At 70.4% G+C, this 21,174-nt stretch carries 13 protein-coding genes and 1 tRNA gene; 2 read left to right on the top strand and 12 right to left on the bottom strand.

Translation table 11 applies throughout. From position 1 onward, the window contains the following. Positions 1–163: 163 nt before the first annotated feature. The 6 genes from SOM19_RS03175 to serS all read right to left on the bottom strand — a co-directional run bounded on the left by SOM19_RS03175 (position 164) and on the right by serS (position 8,885). Complete coding sequence (locus tag SOM19_RS03175; RefSeq protein WP_320485101.1) at positions 164–3,655, bottom strand: family 43 glycosylhydrolase; 3,492 nt, start codon at positions 3,653–3,655, stop codon at positions 164–166. A gap of 169 nt (positions 3,656–3,824) precedes the next feature. Continuing rightward, positions 3,825–5,156, bottom strand: coding sequence for an LCP family protein (locus tag SOM19_RS03170; RefSeq protein ID WP_320485100.1), 1,332 nt, complete (start codon positions 5,154–5,156; stop codon positions 3,825–3,827). Next, positions 5,156–6,436: an LCP family protein gene (locus tag SOM19_RS03165; protein WP_320485099.1), complete on the bottom strand. Its 1,281-nt coding sequence runs from the start codon at positions 6,434–6,436 to the stop codon at positions 5,156–5,158. Before SOM19_RS03165 ends, SOM19_RS03170 begins: the two co-directional genes overlap by 1 nt. Before the next feature lie 55 nt (positions 6,437–6,491). Beyond that, positions 6,492–6,576 (bottom strand) — tRNA-Ser (locus SOM19_RS03160). 120 nt (positions 6,577–6,696) lie between these two features. Then, positions 6,697–7,605, bottom strand: coding sequence for an HAD family hydrolase (locus tag SOM19_RS03155; protein WP_320485098.1), 909 nt, complete (start codon positions 7,603–7,605; stop codon positions 6,697–6,699). Next, on the bottom strand, positions 7,602–8,885 hold the full coding sequence (serS, locus tag SOM19_RS03150) for a serine--tRNA ligase (protein WP_320485097.1): 1,284 nt from the start codon (positions 8,883–8,885) through the stop codon (positions 7,602–7,604). Before serS ends, SOM19_RS03155 begins: the two co-directional genes overlap by 4 nt. Before the next feature lie 64 nt (positions 8,886–8,949). On the opposite strand from serS, the gene SOM19_RS03145 reads away from it, so the two are divergent. Continuing rightward, positions 8,950–10,293, top strand: coding sequence for a diacylglycerol/lipid kinase family protein (locus SOM19_RS03145; RefSeq protein WP_320485096.1), 1,344 nt, complete (start codon positions 8,950–8,952; stop codon positions 10,291–10,293). A 158-nt stretch (positions 10,294–10,451) separates the two neighbouring features. Here the strand turns inward: SOM19_RS03145 and SOM19_RS03140 are convergent, their stop codons facing one another. From SOM19_RS03140 to SOM19_RS03120, 5 genes are all read right to left on the bottom strand, one after another. After that, complete coding sequence (locus SOM19_RS03140) at positions 10,452–11,435, bottom strand: carbohydrate ABC transporter permease (protein WP_320485095.1); 984 nt, start codon at positions 11,433–11,435, stop codon at positions 10,452–10,454. Then, a complete protein-coding gene (locus tag SOM19_RS03135; protein WP_320485094.1) occupies positions 11,432–12,400 on the bottom strand; it encodes a carbohydrate ABC transporter permease in 969 nt (322 codons plus the stop codon). The genes SOM19_RS03140 and SOM19_RS03135 overlap by 4 nt, the downstream gene beginning before the upstream one ends. Positions 12,401–12,514: 114 nt before the next feature. Further along, complete coding sequence (locus SOM19_RS03130) at positions 12,515–13,882, bottom strand: ABC transporter substrate-binding protein (RefSeq protein ID WP_320485093.1); 1,368 nt, start codon at positions 13,880–13,882, stop codon at positions 12,515–12,517. A gap of 31 nt (positions 13,883–13,913) precedes the next feature. After that, positions 13,914–15,653, bottom strand: a complete 1,740-nt coding sequence (locus SOM19_RS03125; RefSeq protein ID WP_414683621.1) for a glycoside hydrolase family 13 protein — start codon at positions 15,651–15,653, stop codon at positions 13,914–13,916. A 314-nt stretch (positions 15,654–15,967) separates the two neighbouring features. Continuing rightward, positions 15,968–16,972 (bottom strand): LacI family DNA-binding transcriptional regulator, encoded by a 1,005-nt coding sequence (locus SOM19_RS03120; protein ID WP_320485092.1) that lies wholly within the window; start codon positions 16,970–16,972, stop codon positions 15,968–15,970. 391 nt (positions 16,973–17,363) lie between these two features. On the opposite strand from SOM19_RS03120, the gene SOM19_RS03115 reads away from it, so the two are divergent. Then, the gene (locus tag SOM19_RS03115) at positions 17,364–18,719 is read left to right on the top strand and encodes a cryptochrome/photolyase family protein (RefSeq protein ID WP_320485091.1); all 1,356 of its coding nucleotides are present in this window, start codon (positions 17,364–17,366) and stop codon (positions 18,717–18,719) included. Between the two features lie 385 nt (positions 18,720–19,104). On the opposite strand, the gene SOM19_RS03110 is transcribed toward SOM19_RS03115, so the two are convergent. Then, on the bottom strand, positions 19,105–21,171 hold the full coding sequence (locus tag SOM19_RS03110) for an alpha-galactosidase (RefSeq protein ID WP_320485090.1): 2,067 nt from the start codon (positions 21,169–21,171) through the stop codon (positions 19,105–19,107). Positions 21,172–21,174: the final 3 nt, after the last annotated feature.

Genomic DNA, 21,174 nt, shown 5'->3' with positions numbered 1-21,174 from the left:
AGGCGCGTCGTTGCGGAGAGCGGCATGTTTACGCAAACAGTTACCGCGAACACGATCGTAGCGGGCTCCGGCCCGGCCTGACAAGCCCCGCACATGACGACCGCCGCCGCACCGCTCCGAAAGGAGCAGGTGCAGCGGCGGGCGGTTGTTGCTTCAGCTCACCTCAGCAGGTGGCGGCCTCGTACTCGACCGTGTACTCCTCCGTCTCGGTCTCCCCGTCGACGACGGCCGTGACGACGGCGGTCACCTCGCCCGCCGGCACGGCGCCGAGGCGCGTGGTGAACGCGTGCGACGTGCGCTTGTCGGCGGCCAAGCCGGTGACGGTCTTCGAGCCGTAGGCGGAGGTCAGCGCGACCGTCACCGGGTCGTCCCCGTGGTTGGTCGCCGAGACCGCCAGGACCACCTTCGACGCCGCGCAGCGATCGGCGACGACGACCTCGACATCGATCGGCGACGGCTCCTCCACCGCTTCGGCGGCCCAGGCTTCGAACTCCAGGATCCCGCTCGAGCCGCCCCCGCTCGAGGTGCCCCACGCCTGCATGACCGCGCGCAGCTTGGTGGTGGTGACGGCGTCGAACGTGACCTCGTTGATCGCGGTCGACGAGCGGCCGTACGCGGCGTCGGCTGCGACATCCAACCACTCCCCGCTGGCGAGGTCGACGTACTGCAGCTTCCAGGCGCTCGGCGGGATCATGCCCGCGTTCGAGGTGTCGGTCGAGTCGCGGAAGAACAGAACTCCTGCCCGATCGACCGTGACGACGCGATCCCACTCGAGCTGCACCCACTGCTCGCCGACGTTCGGCCAGGTGCCCCATGAGGCGCCGGTCAGCGACCCGTCGTTGACGGCGGTGACCGAGTTCCACCCCGACGTGTACGAGGCGGTCGGCGTCGCGATCGGCGCGATGTTTCCCACGAGGGGTGCGGTGTTCGACAGCGGTACGGTCACCGTGGACAGCGTCGAGACGTTGCCCGCGGCATCCTTCGATCGCAGGTAGACGACGTGGCGCTGCTCGTCGAGCGGCACCGGCGACCCGTAGGCCTGCCAGCCCGTGGGCGAGTCGATCGCGTACTCGATGCCCGCGGCGCCCGAGCCCGCGTCCGCCGCGGTCGCGCTGACCGTGCGGGCGGCGATGTCGAGTGTGCCCGTGACGGTGGGCTTCGTCGAGTCGATGCGGACGGTGACCGACTCGTCCTCCGAGACGTTCGACGCGGAGTCGGTGGCGCGAGCCTTGACGGTGTGCTGGCCGTCGCCGGTCACCGTGGTCTCGACGAACCGCACGTTGTCGGTCGCCTGCCACGCCCCGGCGTCCACCGCGACTTCGATGCGCGTGCGCACATCGCGGTCATCGGTCGCCGTGGCCCGGACGGTCACGGGCGAGAGGTACCACCCGTTCGCGCCTTCCACGCCGCTGGCGGTCAGCGCCACCTCGGGCGCGTTGCCGTCGAGCGTCTCGCCGAAGACCTCCAGCTCGCTGAGCGCCACCCCGTCGTCAGTAGACGCGGGAGTGAGAACCGCGCGGATGCCGGTGGTCACGACGGCGTCGAAGGTCACCGCGTTCGGAGCCAGGCGCTCGGTCGGGTACGCGCTCGCACCCGACACGTCCTGCCAGTCGCCCTCGACCAGCACCTGAACCCTCCAGGACTCCGGCACCACGGTGCCCTCCCCTGCCCCGGCGTCCGCCTGGTCGCTCCAGAAGTGGGCGGTCACCGCGTCGACCCGCACCGGGTCGGCCCAGGTGTAGCCGGCCCAGCGGGTGGCCGCGCCGTCGGACTCGGGCATCCAGACCGGGTGCTCGTCGCCCGCATAGGCGATCTCGGTGTCGTTCAGGGCGTCGACCGACGACCCCGTGGCCGTGGACTCCGCCTCGGCGTCACCCTCGGGAGCGAGGTTCGCGCGCCAGGGGCTCTCGCCGAGCACAGTGACCGTCGCCGTGGCGCGGCCTCCGGCGTAGCCCTCGACGAAGCCCTCCACGGTGAACTCCCCCGCGGCTGCCAGGTCGGCCGGATCGATCGCGTCCCAGCGCACCGGCGCGGCGACGGTGTCGGCGCCGTACGTGAGCCCGACGGTCTCGGGCAGCTCGGGCGCGGTGCCCACGACGGTCTGCACCGTCACGGGCGCGAGGGCGTCGGGCTGCGCCGCGTGCACCTCCCACTCCTCGACCGCGAGAGCCGAGTACTGCGGGGGGTTCGCCGCGTTCGGCGAGGCGTTGAGCACGGCGCGCAGGCGCGAGGTCGTCACGGCGCCGAAGGTCACCGTGTGCACCGCCGTCGTAGAGGTGGGGTAGCCGCTCGGGTTCGGGACGTCCTTCCAGGCTCCGGCATCCCAGTACTGCAGCACCCACGACGACGGGTCGGACACGCCGTTGCCCGTACCGGGAGCGGCGTCGCGCCAGAACTTGATGCGTGCGCGGTCGACGCGGACCGGGGCATCCCAGTCGTACTGGATCCACTGCTGCGCGGGACGCGTGCCCGTCCAGCTGCCCCACATGTCCGGCGGCAGCGGGTTCGGGCGGATGATCTCGTCGTTGAGCGACTTGATCCAGTACTGCGTCGGTATCGGCTCGTTGGACGCGGACGAGGTCGCCCACGGTGCGACGTTCGACCGGGGGGTGAGGTTCACGCCCCGCTCCGGCGTCGTGACGACCGGGAGGATCCGCGCGGGGGTCTGGGTGTCATCCCACTCCACCTTGTCGATCGCCACCGAGCGGCGGAAGTGGTTTCCGCCGACCGCATCGGCCGTGTGGTACGCCATGTACCACTCGCCTTCGAACTCGGCGATGGCCGGATGGCTCGTCGTGGACGAGACCGGCGCGAGGATGCGCCCGCGGGCGGTCCACGGCCCGAGCGGGCTCGAGGCCGTCGAGTACGCGATGCAGGCGTGGTAGTTCGCGGGAGTGCACGTGCTCGTCGGGCCGGCGTTGTTGGCGGCGTACGCGAGGTAGTAGGTGTCGTTGCGCTCGAAGAGCCACGCGGCCTCGAAGAATCCGGTGACGCCGGTGGTGACGTTGGTCGGCGTGCCGATGCGGGTCTTCATGTCGGCCTGGAGCTCGGTCGCCATGAGCCGGCCGAAGCTGCCCCAGTACATCCAGACGCGGCCGTTGTCGACGAGGACGGTGGGATCGATGTTGTGGGCGTCGTTGCCCAGCACCCGCTGCGACACGATCGGTCCGCCGGCGTGGTCCGTCCACGGCCCCAGCGGGGTGTCGGACACCGCGACGCCGATGCCGAACTTGTCCGGGGCCGTGCTCGCCGCCTCGTTCACCGGGACGTACCAGTAGAAGCGCCCGTCGACGCCCTTCACCACCTGACCGGCGTACGCGCGTCCGGGGGTCGCCCAGTCGAACACGGTCTCGGGTCGCATGAGCGACGGGTGGTGCTGCCAGGCGCCGCTCTCGGCGTCGGTCGTCGAGAACGCCTGCCACTCGTTCATGATGAAGTCGTTGGTCGTCGCCCCGGCCTGGTCACGGCCGGCATGGATGTACAGGGTGTCGCCGTCTGCCAGCAGACTCGGGTCGGCCGAGTACACCGAGCCGTCGCCGATGATCGGGTTCTGCGTCGCGGCGAGGCCGGCTGACGCCGGCGCCAACGCGACGATCAGCGCGCCGACCACGCCGATGACCAGCGCGCTCCCCGCCTTCTTGGATCTCAAGACCACGTCGTCCTCATTCCTCAGGGCATGCGGACCGTGCCGCACGTGAGGTGACGTTATCGATAACAGGAATCGGACCGCAAGCCTTTTCGAGGTTTTCGGAAGCGAGAAGGTCAGCAGTCCGATAGAGGGTCGATCAGCGCGGCGCAGCGTTGCGCACCCACGCGAAGTCCGCCTACTGCGGGACGGTGCAGGTGGTGTCGGCAGCCGTCTGCCCGGCGATCTGCGAGGGCAGGTCGACCCGGGTCTCGGGCGCGGCGGGATCGACAGGCGTCTCACCGGCAGCGGGCGTCTCCCCGGCGGCAGCCGTCTCGCCGGCAGCGGGCGTCTCGCTCGCCGTCTCACTCGCCGCCGGCGTCGGCTTGACGGCCTCGCCGGTGATCTCGACCCCGTACCCCTGGCTCGCGTCGCCGGTGAGCGTGAGCGGCTGATTCGCCTGGAGCGCGGCGAACAGCACCGCCGCGGCATCCGTCACGGGCAGCACCCGGCTCGCGCCGTCGCCCGAGGCGTACTCGGTCGGGTACTGCACGAAGACGATGTCCTCGTAGGGGACGTCCTTCACGGCCATGGCGATCTGCACCATGAGCGTCGGGTTGGTCAGGGACTGGCTCAGGACCAGCTGCTTCTGCTGCACCTGGTTGACGGCGGTGGTCGCGAGGTTGAAGAGCAGGCTCGGATCGGCGAGCACGGAGTCGGACTGGAGCTTGCGCACCATCGATGACATGAACTGCTGCTGGTTCGAGATGCGGCCGAGGTCGGAGCCGTCGCCGATGCCGTGCCGGATGCGCAGGAACTGCAGGGCCTGAGCGCCCTGCAGCGTGTGCGTCCCCGCGGTGAGCGAGAGACCCGTGTGCGGGTCGCTGATGTCGCCGGACACGCAGACGTCGACGCCGCCGATCGCGTCGGACATGTTGATGACTCCGGTCCAGCGGATGGCGGCGGCGAAGTCGATCTTGTCGCCGATCAACGCCTCGACGGTCTTCGCGGTGCACGCGAGCCCGCCGTACATGTACGACGAGTTGATCATCTGGGCGCTCATGGCCGAGAACTCGCCGCCGTCGGGACTCGGGCAGGCCGGGATCGGCACGATCATGTCGCGGGGGAACGAGACCACGGTCACTCGCCGCGGCTCGTCCGAGATGTGCACGAGCATCGTGACGTCGTTGCGCTCGCCGTCGGTATCGCCGTTCTGGCAGGCCGACGACAGGGCGGCGTTCTGCCCGTCGCACGAGTCGGTCCCGACCATGAGGATGTTCACGCCGCCCTCGATCGCGCCGAGCGACGGGGGGATCACCTCGTCCTCGTCCAGCACGACGGCGTTCGCGTTCAGCGCCTGCGCGGTGTCCCACACGCTGAACGCGACGAGGCCCGTCGCGCTCACGCCGACGACGGCGACGGCGACGGCGAACATCGCCACGAACGCCAGGATCGGATGCCGGTCGTGTCGCACGGCGTGGCGCGCGAGTGGTGCGCGGCCCTTGTCTGCGGGCCTCTTGTCCGACGCCATCAGCCGTTCCCGCCGAGGTTTCCGGCGGTGCACGTCTGATCCACGCCCGAGGTGCCGGGGATGTCGTCCGGAAGGTCGATCGCGGTCTCGGTCGGCGCGGGCGTGGCGGTGGCGGCCGGATCCGGCGTGGCTGTCGCCTCGGGCTCGCCCGCGGGCGGGTCGGCCGTGATCACCCCGCCGCCGTCGTTGGGGTCGTTGGTGACGTTGAGGGGCTGGTTGGCCGCGAGCGCGGCCCAGAGCGCGTCCGCCGCGTCCCAGTCGGGAACGACTCTGTTGCTGTCGTAGGGGTCGGTGAGCACCGGGTACTGCAGGAAGACGATCTCCTCCAGCGGCACGCTCTTCACCGCGAGCGCGATCTGCACGAGGGTCGTCGGATTCGCGAGCGACTCGCTCGGCGTGATGTTGTCCACGGCGGTGGTCGCCAGCTTGTACAGCGTCGCCGGGTTGGTGAGCACCTCTTCGCTGACGAGCTTGCGGGCCAGGCTCGACATGTACTGCTGCTGGTTGCTGATGCGGGAGAGGTCGCTGGCGTTCTGCAGCCCGTAGCGGGTGCGCAGGAACTGCAGCGCTTCGATGCCGGCGACCTGACGCGGACCGGCCGGCCAGTCGATCCCGGTGTAGCGGTCGCGCATGCCGCCGTTGCCGATGCAGACGTCGACCCCGCCGATCGCGTCGGTGATGTTGATCACGTTGCCGAAGCTCACCTTGGCGGCGAAGGGGATGTTCATGCCGCTCAGCTCGGAGATCGTCTTGTTGACGCACGAGAGCTCGCCCCGGCCCCAGGCCTCGTTGATCTGCGTCTTCGTCGTCGCCTCGCTCACCGAGCCGTCCTCGCGCGTGCAGGACGGGATCGGGATCATGAGATCGCGCGGGAAGGAGACGACGGTGACCCGGCGCGGGTTGTCCGAGATGTGGAGCAGCATGTTGACGTCGTTCAGCTGACCGCCCGCATCGGCGCCCGTGCAGCGATCTCCGAAGATGTGCGCGTACTCCGGCTCGCACTCGTCGGTGCCCGTGAGCAGCAGGTTGACGCCGCCCTCGATCGCACCGATGTCGGGCGGAACGGCCGCCTGGCCCTCGAGCTTGACGGCGTTGTCGGCGATGCCCGCCGTCAGATCGGTCAGCGCGTACGCGGCGACGCCGGCTCCGGAGACGAGCACGACCGCGACGATGACGCCGACGATCTTCATGATGAGGGAGAACGGACCGGGTGACGACAGCTCACCGTGCCGCGCGACCGTGCGACGGCCGCGCTTCGCGGGCTTGGTCGTCTCGGTCACTCGGTTCCTCTCGGGGGATCTCTCTCACGGGTCGCCCCCCGACGATCCAGCGCTGCGGAGGGTGTGGGATTCGAACCCACGGGACATTGCTGCCCACTGGTTTTCAAGACCAGGTCCATCGGCCGCTCGGACAACCCTCCCGACCGATCCCCCGGGAAGGGGCATCCGTCGAACAGGCGTCGAGTCTAGCCGACAGCTCTGTCGACCGATTCTCGCAGGGGTGCCTGGACAAGCTCTGAAAGGCACGCGCTTTCCGCGGCTCAGAGCGCTCGGAGCACCTCGGCCACGCCGCCGGCCTCGACCGATGCCGTGGTCTCGCCCGCGGCATCCCGCACCTCCTGCGGACCCTGCTCCATGGCGACCGCGCGGCCGCCGTTCTCGAGCGCCCAGCGGAACATGCCGACGTCGTTGCGGCCGTCGCCGATCACGAGCACGTGCGCGGGATCGAAACCGAGCGCGGTGCGGACCCGCTCGAGGCCGGTGCTCTTGTCGACCCCTTCCGGCGCGATGTCGAGCCAGGCCGTCCAGCCGACCGCGTAGGAGACCTGGTTGAGCCCGATCCGGGCGACGAGATCGACGAAGTCCTGCTCCCCCTGCTCCGGCGCGACGACGACGATGCGGCACACCGGCTGCGCCCCGAGGTCTTCGAACGACACGCGGAGGGCCTGCGCGAGGTTCCAGTCGTCGAGGTACTCGGTGTAGAGGCGCTGACCGTCGGGCAGCTCGACGAGGTAGCGGGCGTCGGGCAGGTGCTCCCGCAGCAGGGTCAGAACCTCGGAGGGATCGAACGTCTCGACGTGCGCCCGCTCGTACTGCAGGTCGTCGGCCTCGATCCGCTTGAGCACGACGGCGCCGTTCGAGCACACGACGTACTCCGGGGCGATGCCGAGCACCCGCAGGATGCCGCGTGTGCCCTCCCAGCTGCGCCCGGTCGCGATCATGACCTCGTGGCCGGAGCGCTGGGCGTGCTCGACGGCGTCCACCACGCCGGGGCTGAGCGACTCGTCCTCGAGGATCACCGTGCCGTCGATGTCGAGCACGATGAGGAGTCGCTCGGTGACGACCGTGGCGTCTTCGGTGTCGCGGACGACCTGCTCGACCAGGTCGGTCGCCTGCTGCTCGCCGACGACCTCGATGCTGCCGGTGCGGGGCAGGTGGGCGTCGCTCATGCGACCGGCTCCATGACCTCGAGGCCGCCGAGGAAGGAGCGGAGGACCTCGGGCACGGTCACCGAGCCGTCCTCGCGCTGGTGGGTCTCGAGGATCGCCACGATCCAGCGGGTCGTCGCAAGGGTGCCGTTGAGGGTGGCGACGTGCTCGGTCTTGCCGCTGCTCTTGCCGGGCTCGGCGGGGAGCCGGTGCCGGATGTCGAGCCGTCGCGCCTGGTAGGTCGTGCAGTTGGACGTCGACGTGAGCTCGCGGTAGGCGTTCTGCGTCGGCACCCAGGCCTCGACGTCGTACTTGCGGGCGGCGCTGGACCCCAGGTCACCGGCCGCGACGTCGATCACGCGGTAGCTGAGTCCGAGGTCCTGGAGCATGGCCTCCTGCAGCTCCACCAGACGGAGGTGCTCGTCCTCGGCGTCCTCCGGGGTGGTGTGCACGAACATCTCGAGCTTGTTGAACTGGTGCACCCGGATGATGCCACGGGTGTCTTTGCCGTACGACCCCGCCTCGCGGCGGTAGCAGGTCGACCAGCCGGCATAGCGCTTGGGGCCCTTGCCGAGGTCGATGATCTCGTCCATGTGGAACCCGGCGAGAGGCACTTCGCTCGTGCCGACGAGATACATGTCGTCCTCTTCGAGGTGGTAGACCTCGGCGGCGTGCTGCCCCAGGAAGCCCGTGCCGCGCATGATCTCCGGCCGCACCAGCGTCGGTGGGATCAGGGGAGTGAACCCGGCCTGCAGCGCGCGGTCGAGGGCGAGGTTCATGAGGGCGATCTCGAGGCGGGCACCGATGCCCGTGAGGAAGTAGAAGCGGCTGCCCGAGACCTTTGTGCCGCGCTCCATGTCGATCGCGCCGAGCAGCTCGCCGAGTTCGAGGTGGTCGCGCGGCTCGAAGCCGAACGCCGGTGCCTCGCCGTGCGTGCGCAAGGTGATGAAGTCGTCTTCGCCACCGGCCGGCACACCGTCGATCACGATGTTCTCGATCCGGCCGAGGGCGATGGCGGATGCCTCCTCCGCCGCGGTGACCGCGTGCTGGGCCTCCTTGACCCGGGCGCTCAGCTCCTTCGCCTCGCCGACGAGAGCCGCCTTCTCCTCCTTGGGAGCCTGGGCGACCCGCTTGCCGTGCGCGTTCTGCGCGGCGCGGAGCTCCTCGAAAGCGGTGATCGCGGCGCGACGCTCGCGATCGGCGGCGAGCGCCTCATCGACGGTGTCGGGCGACACCCCGCGCGCCTCCTGCGAGCGCTTGACCAGCACGGGATTCTCGCGAAGAAGGACGGGATCGATCACCGTCCCAGCTTAGTCGGCGGCAAAGACGGGGCATCCTGCCCCCACCTGGCCATAATGTGTACCCATGGCCACCCCTTCGGACCCCGAGCGCGAAGGCGGCTCCCCGGACCCCGACGCGACCGACCCCGCGCACCCCGCCGACGCGATCTACGCCGACGGTCCCAGCACGGAGGAGCTGGCGGTCGCCGCCGAGACGGCGCCGCCGCCCACGGATGCCCCAGCCGCCGCCGCGCCGGATACGGAGGGTGACGGCACGGACGAGTCCGGTGGCACGGACGCACCGGACCCCGTCGAGGCCGCGCAGCCCGACGAGGTGATCCGCGAGCCCGAGGACGTGGCGCCCGACACCGCCGACGACGAAGGGGGCGAGGCGCGTCGCGTCAGCCCTGGGGGAGAGACTAAGCCGCTCGGTGGAGGAGAAGAGCGCCCGAGCCCCAAAGCCGCGCTCGTCTACAACCCCATCAAGGCGGACGGCGACGCGCTGCGGGCGACCGTCACACGGCTGTCGGCCCAGGCCGGCTGGTCCGAGCCGCTCTTCTACGAGACCACCGTGGACGACCTCGGAGACGACGTGACCCGGCAGGCGCTCGAGGCGGGCGCGGACGCCGTGCTCGTCGCCGGCGGCGACGGTACGGTGCGCGCGGTCTCCGAGGCCATGAGCGGCTCCGGCGTGCCGCTGTCCATCGTGCCGAGCGGCACCGGCAACCTCCTCGCACGCAACCTCAAGCTGCCGCTGACCGAGCCCGAGGCGATGGTGCGCGCGGTCTTCGACGGCGACTCCGTGCCGATGGATGTCGGATGGTCGAAACTGAAGCGTGCCGACGGCAAGACCGAGGAGCGGGCGTTCGTCGTGATGGGCGGTATGGGCCTGGACGCCGCGATGATCGCGAACACGAACGCGCAGCTGAAGAAGACCGTCGGCTGGGTGGCCTACGTCGACGGCGCCGCCCGGTCGCTGCCCAACGCCAAGCCGTTCCGCGTGATGTACCAGCTCGCGGGGGCGCGCCTGCACTCCTCACGGGTGCAGAGCATCCTCTTCGCCAACTGCGGATCCCTGCCGGCCGGACTCGAGCTCATTCCCGAGGCATCCGTGACCGACGGCGCGCTCGACATCGTGATCTTCCAGCCCAAGGGTCTCTTCGGCTGGATCTTCGTCTGGCGCCGGGTGGCCTGGGACAACAGCTTCCTCCGGAAGTTCCGCGCCGGTCGCCGCGTGCTTGCGCTGCGCACGAAGGACAACTCGGTCCGCTACTCGCGCGGCACGGCGATCGAGATCGCGGCGCAGAGCGCCCAGCCTGTGCAGCTCGACGGCGACGAGTTCGGCGAGGCCGTGTCGGTGAAGACCCGTGTCGACGCCGGGGCGCTGCTCGTGGTGGTCCCGAAGGACCACGCGACCGACGGACTCTGAGGTCACCCGCCCCTCGGGACTCCGGCCTCGGTCGCGCACCAGATTCAGGAGACACGCCGAGCCGACTCGGCCGTGGCGCGCCGGCTGCGGCGCGTCTCCTGAATCCGCGAAGCGCGCCTGCCGGAACCACCCGCTCCTGCAGAAAGTCGCCGGAAGGGTCAGCCCTTCACGGCGCCGCCGAGCCCTGCGGAGCGCAGGAACACGGACTGGAACAGCAGGAACATCGCGATCGGAATGAGAGTCGCGATCGCGAGCGCCGCGAGGAAGACGTCGAGCTCCGTCTGGGACTGCACGGCGGGGAGCCTGACCGAGAGCGGCTGCACGGCCGGGTCGGGGAGCACGAGCATCGGCCAGAGGTAGTCCTTCCATGCCGCGATGATCGCGAACACCGAGACCACGCCGAGGATGGGCTTCGACATCGGAAGCACGATCGACCAGAACAGCCGGAAGGGTCCTGCACCGTCGGTGCGCGCGGCCTCGAACACTTCGCGCGGCAGATTGTCGAAGAAGCGCTTGACGAGCAGGATGTTGAACGCGTTCGCCCCCATCGGCAGCCACACCGCGAGGTAGTTGTTGAGCAGGCTGACGTCGCCGAGGAGCGGCGGGTTGACGATGGTCAGGTACAGCGGCACCAGCAGCACGATCCCGGGGATGAACAGCGTCGCCAGCACGAGCGCACTGAGCACCGGCGCGTACTTCGGCCGCAGCACCGACAGCGCGTACCCCGCGGTGGTGGCGATGAACAGCTGGGTGAACCAGGCGCCGAGTGCGATGACGATCGTGTTCCAGAAGTACTGGTCGATGTGGATGTCGTTCCACGCCGTCGACAGGTTCGCCCAGTCGATCCCGTTGGGCCACAGCGCGAAGGGCTGCTGCAGCGTGTCCTGCGTCGGCGTCACAGCGGACTTCGCGAGCCACAGGATCGGGCCGAGACCCGCGATCACCAGGGTCACCGCGAGGAAGATGTGCGTGAGCGACATCCCGATCCGCGTACCGGGCCGACGCCGCTCGGAGTCCGAGACGATCGTGCGCTCGGCGAGATCGTCCAGCGATTCGCGCTTGCGGCCGCCGCCGGCGCCGCGCCGCGAGAGCCACCCGCGCAGTCCCTCGCGACCATCGGTCGCGCTGATCGAGGTCGTCATGAGGTGCTCCAGCGGTTCGTGAGCCGGAAGTAGACCCAGGACAGGAGGGCGAGCACGATCGCGAGCAGCACCGAGACCGCGGTGGCCTCGCCGTAGTCGCCGCCCAGGCTGTTGCGGAACGCCTTGTCGTAGATGTACAGCAGGATCGTCTTGGTCGCCCCGGCCGGTCCGCCGCCCGTGAAGAGGAACGGCTCGAGGAACACCTGCGCGGTGGCGAGCACTTGCAGGATCAGCATGATGAACAGGATGCCGCGCAGCTGCGGGATGGTGACGTGCCAGATCTTGCGCCAGATGCCGGCGCCGTCGACCTCGGCCGCGTCATAGAGCTCGGGCGGCACCGAGAGCAGGGCGGCCAGGTAGATGATGATCGACCCGCCGGCGGCGGCCCAGGTCGCCTCGATCACGAGCGAGGGCATCGCCTGCACTGCCGACTGGATCCAGGGCTGCGGCGGGATGCCGAACCAGCCGAGCACGGTGTTGAAGACGCCGGACGGGTCGGCGCTGTAGAAGAACTTCCACAGCAGCACCGCGACGACCGGCGGGATGACCACGGGCAGGTACGCGAGCGCGGAGTAGAGGCCCTTGCCGCGGCGCACCTCGCTCATGAGCACCGCCACGAAGAGCGGCAGCGGGAACCCGAGCACCAGCGCGAGCACGGCGAAGTAGACGGTGTTGATCACCGCGCGGCCGAGCGCGGGATCGGTCATCACCGCGACGTAGTTGTCGAAGCCCACCCAGTCCGAGACGATCATGTTCGTCTTCTGCAGGCTCATCACCACCGACTGGACGATGGGCGACCACGAGAAGAAGAAGAACACGAACACCATCGGCAGGACGAACAGGAGGTTCGCCAGTCCGCCGCCGCGGTACCAGGTGAGCGGTGAGCGGCGGGGCCGCCGACGGGCGGCCACCGCGGCGGGCGTGGCGGCGGCTGCTGCCGGGCGCTCCGGGAGGGTCGCTGTCATGGTCGGCCTCTGAGGTGTTCGGGTACGCCCTGTCTTCCGAGACGGGGCGGGCGGAGCGCGGGAAGAAGGGGACGGATGCCGCGTCCGGCGAGGGGCGCGGCATCCGTCACCGGCTTATGAGTCGAGCAGCGCCTGCGCGTCGGTCTGCGCCTGGGCGAGCAGCGCGTCGATGTCGGCGTTCTCATCGGTGAGCACCGTCTGGACGACGGAGTCGAGGAGAGCGTAGACCTCCTGCGTCTTGACCTTGGCCTCGCCCACGGGGGTCTGGTCCCAGATCGCGTCGGTGAACGGCGTCATCTGCTCGCGCGGCACGTTGATGTACGGCTCGATCCAGGTGAGCGACTCCTCGTAGAGCTCGCGGCTCAGAACCGGCAGCAGCGGGGTGCCGACGGCCTGACCCGACTCGTTGAGCGTCTTGGCGTCCAGCACGGCGGCGTCCTCGTCGAGGAGCTTCTGCATGTAGTACCAGTCGATCCACTCGACGCCGGCGGCCTTGGTCTCGTCGTCGATGGTCGGGCTCATGACGGCGATGTCGCCGCCGCCGAGCGGTCCGCCCTCTTCACCCTCGACGGGGATGACCGTGATGCCGTACACGTCGGAGTCGAGGCCGAAGTCGCGCACCAGTGCCGTGTAGATGTCGGAGCCGGTGGTGTACATGCCGATGTTGCCGGCGGCGAACTCCTGGTTGATGGTGCCCCAGTCGAGGTCGACCTTCGAGCCGAACGAGCCGTCCTCCCACTTCAGGGCGTGGAGGAACTCCAGCGCGCTCCTCGTGGCGTCGTTGTCGATCGTCGACTCGGCGGTTCCGTCCTGGTTGTCGACCTGCGTGCGGCCGCCGCGCGCCGCGGTGCCCACCGTCAGCTGCCAGCCGCCGGTGTTGTTGATCGCCATCTGGGAGTAGCCGGCCTTGCCGGTCTCGTCGGTGATCTTCTTCGCGTACTCGCGCACCTCGCCCCACGTGGTCGGCGGGCTGTCGGGGTCGAGCCCGGCCGCCTCGAACAGCTCGCGGTTGTAGGAGAGCGCGTTGGCGTACGCCTGGCGGGGGAAGCCGTAGATCTGGCCGTCGGCGCCGGTGACGGCATCCAGGATGATCGGGTTGAAGCTGTCGGTGTAGCCGAGCTCGTCCATCTCCTCGGTGACGTCCATGAGCTGGTCGTTCTCGAGCAGCGTCTTGGCGTCGGTGAACGGCACGGTGAACACGTCGGGCAGGCTGCCGCCGGCGAGCTGGACGGCGAAGGTCGGGCCCTCCCACTCGTACTCGACACCGATGATGTCGATATCGGGGTTCTCGTCCTCGAACTGCTTCTCCTGGGCGGCGAACGCCTCGTAGGCAGCGGCGTCGGCGCCCGGGGGGAACGTCGCGACGCGCAGCTCGGTCTTGCCGCTGGACTCCTCGCCTCCGCCGGCCGAGCAGCCGACGAGTGCGCCGACGGTCGCCAACGTGGCGACACCGGCGAGCAGGACCCTTGCTGGTGACTTCATCGTCATTTCCTTTCGTGGTGGTGCCGCCGCGTCAGCCTCTCGGCGCGCCGGCCTCCGTGGTGTGCGTGATGGTGGGGGTGGGATCCGTCGCTGCGTCGGTGCGCAGCCAGGCGGTGGCGTTGCCCGGAAGGGCGCCGCGCTCGAGCGGCGTGCTCGAGAGGAGAAGGGTCGTGCCGGCCGGGAGGGGCACGGGGTCGTCCCCGGCGTTGACGACGCACGCGAAGCCGGGTCCGCGGGTGAAGGCGAGCACGTCCGCGTCGCCGGCCACGGCATCGTCCCACCACTCCAGCGGGCCGTCGCCGAGCTCGGGCAGCTCGCGGCGCAGCCGGAGCGCTTCGCGGTACAGGTTCAGGGTCGAGCCCGGATCGCTGTGCTGCGCGGCCACGGTGAGCGCGCTCCAGTCCGCAGGCTGCGGCAGCCACGGGTCGGACTGCTCCGGGCCGAAGCCGAACGGGCTCGCATCGCCCGACCAGGGCAGCGGGACGCGGCATCCGTCACGTCCGGGGTCGGTGCCGCCGGACCGGAAGTGCATCGGATCCTCGATGAGCTCGAGCGGGAGGTCCTCGACCTCGGGCAGGCCGAGCTCGTCGCCCTGATAGATGTAGAGGCTCCCGGGCAGGGCGGCGACGAGCAGCGCCGCCGCGCGGGCGCGGTGCAGGCCGAGCTGCGGATCGGTCGGGACGCCGAAGCGCTTCTTGAGGAACGCGAACGCGGTGTCCTCGCGCCCGTAGCGCGTGACGGGGCGCGTGACGTCGTGGTTCGACAGCACCCAGGTGCTCGGCGCGCCGACCGGCGCGTGGGCCGCGAGGGTCGCCGAGATCGATTCGCGGAAGGCCGAGGCCCCCCACGGACGGGCGAGGAAGTCGAAGTTGAACGCGGTGTGCATCTCGTCCGGGCGCAGGTAGGCCGTGAACCGGTCGATGTCGGGCACCCAGATCTCGCCGACGAGCACGCGCGTGCCCGGGTACGAGTCGGCGATCGCGCGCCAGGAGCGGTAGACGTCGTGCAGCTCGTCGCGGTCCTCGGTGGGATGGTCGGGCTTCTCGCCGACCTCCGGCAGGTCGGCGTCCTTGATGAGGAGAGCCGCCGAGTCGATGCGCACGCCGGCGACGCCGCGGTCGAACCAGAACTTCAGGATCTCCTCGTGCTCGCGGCGCACGTCGGGGTGGTTCCAGTTGAGGTCGGGCTGCTCGGGCGTGAACATGTGGAGGTACCACTCGCCCGGTGTGCCGTCGGGGTCGGTCGTGCGCGTCCACGTCTCGCCCTGGAAGCTCGACACCCAGTGCGTCGGGATCTCCGACCCGTCGGCTCCCTTGCCGGGGTGGAACCAGAACCGCTCGCGCTCGGGGCTGCCGGGGCCTGCGGCCAGGGCCTCCTGGAACCAGGGGTGCTGATCCGAGATGTGGTTCGGCACGACGTCGATGATGGTCCGGATGCCGAGGGCCAGCGCCTCCTCGATGAGCGCCTCCGCCTCGGCCAGCGTGCCGAACTGCGGGTGGATGTCGCGGTAGTCCTGCACGTCGTAGCCGCCGTCCGCGAGCGGGCTCGGGTACCAGGGGTTGAACCAGATCGCGTCGACGCCCAGGTCTTTGAGGTAGCCGAGCCGGGCTCGGACCCCGGCGAGATCGCCCGTGCCGTCGCCGTTCCCGTCGGCGAAGCTGCGCACGTAGACCTGATAGATCACCGCGGAGCGCCACCACAGCGGGTCGGAGGCCGAAGGCGACGGAGCGGCATCCGCCTGGCCTGCTCGGGTGAGGACGTCACTGTCCACGGAACTCCTCGTCGATGGGAAGGATGCGATGCAGTGAATGTATGCCGGATCACGGTGTCACGCAAGTCTTTAACTTATTCACGCAATATCACGATTATGCAACGAGCCGTCGATCCATCGCCCGTGGATCTTCGCGGGATGCCTGTTCGCCGAGACATTCCCCGGCGGGCTTCGCTCCCCTCCGGCCGAACCCCATGCCAGCTCGGCGAACAGGGCATCCCGCTCCGCTGGGGGCAGCGGCCTGGCATCGACCAGCTTCCCGGCGCATCACCGCGGGAACGAGCAGAGCGGGTGGCCCGCAGCGAGTGGTCAGCTCAGGCGGCGGGACCGGTCGAGGAGCGCAGCACGAGCTCGGGCTCGAAGAGCAGCTCGTCGCCGGGCTCCGTCGTGCCGGCGATCTGCGAGAGGAGAAGCTCGATGACCGTGCGCCCCATCGACTCGATCGGCTGCCGGACCGTGGTCAGCGGCGGGTCGGTGCAGCTCATCAGCGCCGAGTCGTCGAAACCGACGACACTGACGTCCTGCGGCACCCGCAGCCCGCCGCGGCGCGCCGCGCGAACGGCGCCGAGCGCGAGGGGGTCGCTCGCGCACACGATCGCGGTGGCACCGGCGGCGAAGAGCCGCGTAGCTCCGGCCTGCCCGGACTCGAGGGAGTACAGGCCGCGCACCACGAGCGCGTCGTCGAGCGGTGTGCCGAGGCGCTCGAGCAGCGGACGCGCGGCGGCGAGCTTTCGCTGCGAGGGGATGTGATCGAGCGGCCCGAGGAGCATGCCGATCCGCCGATGGCCCAGCTGATGCAGGTGCTGGATGGCCTGCTCGGCGGCGGCCGCGTCATCCGTGGACACCGTCGCGAAGTCGAGCGAGGCGATGCGGGCGTTCACGAGGACCGTCGGCAGGTTGACCTGGCGCAGCCGCGCGTAGTGCTCGTGCGCGGAATCGGCCTGGCTGTAGTTGCCGCCGAGGAAGATGACGCCCGAGACCTGCTGCTGCAGGAGCAGGTCGATGTAGTCGGACTCGGTGATGCCGCCCGAGTTCTGGGTGCACAGCAGCGGGGTGTACCCGTTCTGGGTGAGGCCGCCGCCGATGATCTCGGCGAGCGCGGGGAAGATCGGGTTCTGCAGTTCAGGCAGGACCAGGCCGACGAGGCGGGCTCGTTCGCCGCGGAGCTTGGTCGGACGCTCGTAGCCCAGTACGTCGAGCGCGGTGAGCACGGCCTGGCGGGTGGCATCCGACACCCCGGGCTTCTCGTTCAGCACCCGACTGACAGTCGCCTCACTGACTCCGACTTTGCGTGCCACTTCGGCGAGACGCTTCGACATGGCGCTCAGTGTACGCAAGAAGTTGCAGGATCGCGCAAGTATGGCGCAAGGCGTCTCGCCGGCGTTGCGCGTGGAGAGTCGCGGCAGGCCCGCTCGGGCGGCCTTCGGCGGACGGGAATCAGGAAACACGCCGCGGTCGGCCGTTGTGAAGGCCGCGAGCTCGGCGTGTCTCCTGAATCTATGACAAGCCCGAGGCCGGCGGGGCAACGGGCGAGGAACGCCTCGTCCGGCGGCCGCCACACGCGCGGGACGTCGGTTCCGAACCGGATTCAGGAGACACGCCGATCCGGACACCCTGCCGCCCGGCCTGGCCCGGGGTGTCTCCTGAATCTGCGACGCGGGCCCCTGTCAACCCCGACCGGTCGGCCGGGCGGCACGACAGGATGGAACCATGCCCAGCCCGTCGATCGTCTGGTTCCGCGACGACCTGCGCCTGGCCGACAATCCCGCGCTCCGTGCCGCGCTCGACCGGGGCGAGCCCGTCATCGGCCTCTACGTGCTCGACGAGGTGTCCCCCGGCATCCGACCTCTCGGCGGAGCGGCCCGCTGGTGGCTGCATCACTCGCTGTCCTCTCTCGCCGAGCGCCTGGCCGAGCGCGGCGGCACCCTCGTGCTGCGCCGGGGCCCGGCCGACCGGATCATTCGGGAGACGGTGGCGGATGCCTCGGCCGCCGCCGTGTTCTGGAACCGTCGCTACGGCGGCCCCGAGCGTGAGGTCGATGCCGCGCTGAAGGCCTCTCTTCGGGAGGACGGTGTCGAGGTCGCGTCGTTCGCCGGGTCGCTGCTGTTCGAGCCGTGGACGGTGAAGACCGGCGCCGGGACGCACTTCTCGGTGTACACGCCGTTCTGGCGGGCATGCCTCGCGCTTCCGACGCCGCGCGCGCCGCTGCCCGAGCCGAGGGAGGTCGCCGGGGTGCGGCATCCGCTCGCGTCGGACGACCTGAATGAGTGGGACCTGCTCCCCCGCGATCCGGATTGGGCGGGCGGACTCCGGGAGACGTGGGAGCCCGGCGAACCCGCTGCGCGGCGCCGGCTGCGGGAGTTCCTGACGCACGACATCGGCGCCTACGACCGCGCCCGGGACGAGCCCTCGGCGGGCGCGACGTCGCTGATGTCGCCGAGGCTGCGGTGGGGTGAGGTGAGTCCGCACACCGTGTGGCACGAAACGATCGCGGCGGGGGCCGGTGGGCGGTATTTGTCGGAGCTGGGCTGGCGCGAGTTCGCGTGGCACACGCTCTTCCACTTCCCCGAACTCGCAACCCGCAACCTGCGCGCGGAGTTCGACGGGTTCCCCTGGCCGCGGCTCGCACCGACGCGCCTCGCGGCCTGGCAGCACGGACGCACCGGCGTCGCCCTGGTCGACGCGGGAATGAAGGAGCTGTGGCACACCGGCTACATGCACAACCGGGTGCGGATGGTGGCGGCATCGTTCCTCGTGAAGAACCTGATCATCGACTGGCGCCGGGGCGAGGAGTGGTTCTGGGACACGCTCGTCGACGCGGATGCCGCGAACAACCCCTTCAACTGGCAGTGGGTGGCGGGATCCGGCGCCGATGCCGCGCCGTACTTCCGGGTGTTCAACCCCGAGCTGCAGGCGAAGAAGTTCGACGCGGACGGACACTACGTGCGGCAGTGGGCGCCCGAGCACCTGTCGGAGGATCCGCCCGAGCCGATCGTCGACCTCCGCGAGACGCGCCAGGCCGCGCTGGCCGCGTACGACGCGATGAAGCGCGCGCCGCGGGACTGACGCCCCGGCTCCTGCCCGCGTGGCTCGAGTCGAGCGCGCCGACGCCACTCGCGACCTCGCCGAGAGCGCATGGTTTACACGAGAGCACACCGTTTGCACGGGGAAACCATGTGCGTTCGTGCAAACTATGCGCTTTCGGCAAAGAGGGCTGCCCGGCGAGACCGAACTCAAGGCACCGAAGCCGCGCGAGCACGCCGGCGCCCCACGCCCTCGCCGAGCGCACACACTTTGCACGAGCGCACACTGTTTGCCCGGGGAAACCATGTGCGCTCGTGCAAAGTGTGTGCATTCGGCGAGGGAGACCGGGGCAAGGGAGACCGGGGCAAGGGAGACCCGGGCGAGGGAGGCCGGGGCGAGGGAGGCAGGGCAGGGCCAGCGCGACGGGTCAGTCGGCGAGCGCCTCCAGGTGCAGGACCAGCGCCGAGCCCGGGGTCAGCAGGGGCATCGGGAGCCCGACCTCGACGAGCACCGTGCCCGGGAGCGCGACGCCGTCCGCGAGCCACGGGGGCGCGGCATCCTGAACCGCCGTCGTGGGGGCACCGAGGTCGAGGGTCCGCACGCGATAGGTGCGAGCGGCGTCGAGGCCGGCGAAGCGCACCGGTGCCGGCAGCGCGGCGTCGGTCGCGTCGAGCACGGCGTAGGAGAACAGCGCCTGCGACCCATCGTGCGCGACCACGCCGTGGATGAGCACCGCGTCGTCCGCGACGTCGACGTTCACGACCCGGCCGCCGTGGAGCAGCGCACGGTGCTCGCGATGCACGCGCGTCCAGGTGCGCAGCGCTTCGAGGTCGTCGGGCCCCACCCGGGTGAGGTCGGACTCGATGCCCGCGTGCCCGAACAGCGCCGTGGCGAGCCGGAAGCCGAGCCCGGCGACCCGGCCCGTGGTGTGCGCCCGGGCGTCGCCCACGTGCGAGCCGAGGTACTCCGGCGGCACGACGATCCCCGTCCACCGCTGGATCCCCTGCCGCACGAGCGGGTCGTTCGTGTCGCTCGTCCACACGCGATCGACCCGGCGCAGGATCTCGAGGTCGATCCGCCCGCCGCCCGAGGCGCACGACTCGATCTCGACCGACGGGTGGGCCGCGCGCAGCTGGTCGAGCAGCCGGTAGAGCCCGAGCACCTGCGGGCGTGAGGCCTCCACCAGCAGATCGCGGTTGTGGTCCCACTTGAGGTAGGCGATCGGATACTCGGCGAGCAGCGCGTCGATCCGCTCGAACAGGTGCTGCTCCACCTCGGGCAGCGACAGGTCGAGCACATGCTGCCAGCGCCACGTCACCGATCCCGGATCGGTGAGGAGCCACTCCGGATGCCGCCGCGCGAGGTCGGAGTCGAGGCTCACCATCTCCGGCTCGACCCAGAGCCCGAACTCCATGCCCGCGGCGTTCACGCGCGCGGCGAGCGGGCCCAGCCCGTCGGGCCAGCGCTCGGGGTCGACGGTCCAGTCGCCGAGCGCCCGCCGGTCGTCGGTGCGCCCGAGGAACCAGCCGTCGTCGAGCACGAAGCGCTCGACCCCGACCTCCGCGGCACGGGCGACGAGGGGCTCGAGCCGCGCCAGCGAGTGGTCGAAGTAGACCGCCTCCCACGTGTTGAGGGTCACGGGCCGGGGCCGATCGATCGTCGACCAGGAGCGGATCCAGGGGTGCAGGCGATCGGATAGGCCGTCGAGCCCGGTTCCGGACCAGGTCGCGACCACGGTCGGGGCGGCGTACGACTCTCCCGGCCCCAGCGTCACGAGCTCGGCGCGCTCACCCGCGCCGAGCACGGCGGGGCCGAGGTCGGACCGCTCGAACCACTGGCGGGTGTCGCCGCTCCAGGCGACGTGGCTCGACCAGACCTCGCCCGACCCGAAGCCGAAGCCTTCGGTGCCGGCGACCATGAGGAACGGGTCGTCGTGGCCGCCGCGACCGTGCCGCGACTCGCGCAGCCACACGCCGTGGCCGGACCGCACGCGCTGCGGGTGCCGCTCTCCCGCCCAGCGTCCGGAGAAGTCGAGCACCTCACGGGCCCGATCCGGGATCGGCAGCGCCACTCCGGCCGAGGTCAGCAGGAGCGGTGCCGAGCCCGCATTGCGCACCGTGTGCGAGACGAGCAGCACGCCCTCCGGAGTGAGCTCGAGGCGGGCCGTGATGACGGCATCCGCCATCGCATTCTCCGAGACGACGACGTCGCCGTCGCGCGAGGTCTCGAGCTGCCGGGGCGCTGCGCGCACACCGTCGAACGCGACGGCTGGATGCCCCGTCCAGCCGTCGGCGAGCGTCGGAAGGAGCGAGAAGCGCAGCGGGACGTCGACGGAGCTGGGTGCGACGGCGGGGACGACGGCGTCCGCGAGAGCAGTGAGGTCGGTGGAGGCGAGGGCGCCCAGGTCGCGACCCCAGTGGACCACGACCGGAACGCCCGCGCCGCGGGAGTCGAGCACGAGGCTGACTCCCGCGGCGCGGAGGTGATGGATCACTCG

The sequence above is a fragment of the Microbacterium sp. CFBP9034 genome, assembly GCF_034045255.1.
Lineage (GTDB): Bacteria > Actinomycetota > Actinomycetes > Actinomycetales > Microbacteriaceae > Microbacterium.
The sequence above is the reverse complement of the archived record's forward strand: the minus strand, read 5'-3'. Positions and strand labels throughout refer to the sequence as shown.

Coding starts and splice junctions, on each gene's coding strand:
- SOM19_RS03140 (WP_320485095.1), bottom strand. CDS start 11,435: ATGACGACCTCGATCAGCGCGACCGATGGTCGCGAGGGACTGCGCGGG.
- SOM19_RS03155 (WP_320485098.1), bottom strand. CDS start 7,605: ATGAGCGACGCCCACCTGCCCCGCACCGGCAGCATCGAGGTCGTCGGC.
- SOM19_RS03145 (WP_320485096.1), top strand. CDS start 8,950: ATGGCCACCCCTTCGGACCCCGAGCGCGAAGGCGGCTCCCCGGACCCC.
- SOM19_RS03120 (WP_320485092.1), bottom strand. CDS start 16,972: ATGTCGAAGCGTCTCGCCGAAGTGGCACGCAAAGTCGGAGTCAGTGAG.
- SOM19_RS03135 (WP_320485094.1), bottom strand. CDS start 12,400: ATGACAGCGACCCTCCCGGAGCGCCCGGCAGCAGCCGCCGCCACGCCC.
- SOM19_RS03115 (WP_320485091.1), top strand. CDS start 17,364: ATGCCCAGCCCGTCGATCGTCTGGTTCCGCGACGACCTGCGCCTGGCC.
- SOM19_RS03170 (WP_320485100.1), bottom strand. CDS start 5,156: ATGGCGTCGGACAAGAGGCCCGCAGACAAGGGCCGCGCACCACTCGCG.
- SOM19_RS03130 (WP_320485093.1), bottom strand. CDS start 13,882: ATGAAGTCACCAGCAAGGGTCCTGCTCGCCGGTGTCGCCACGTTGGCG.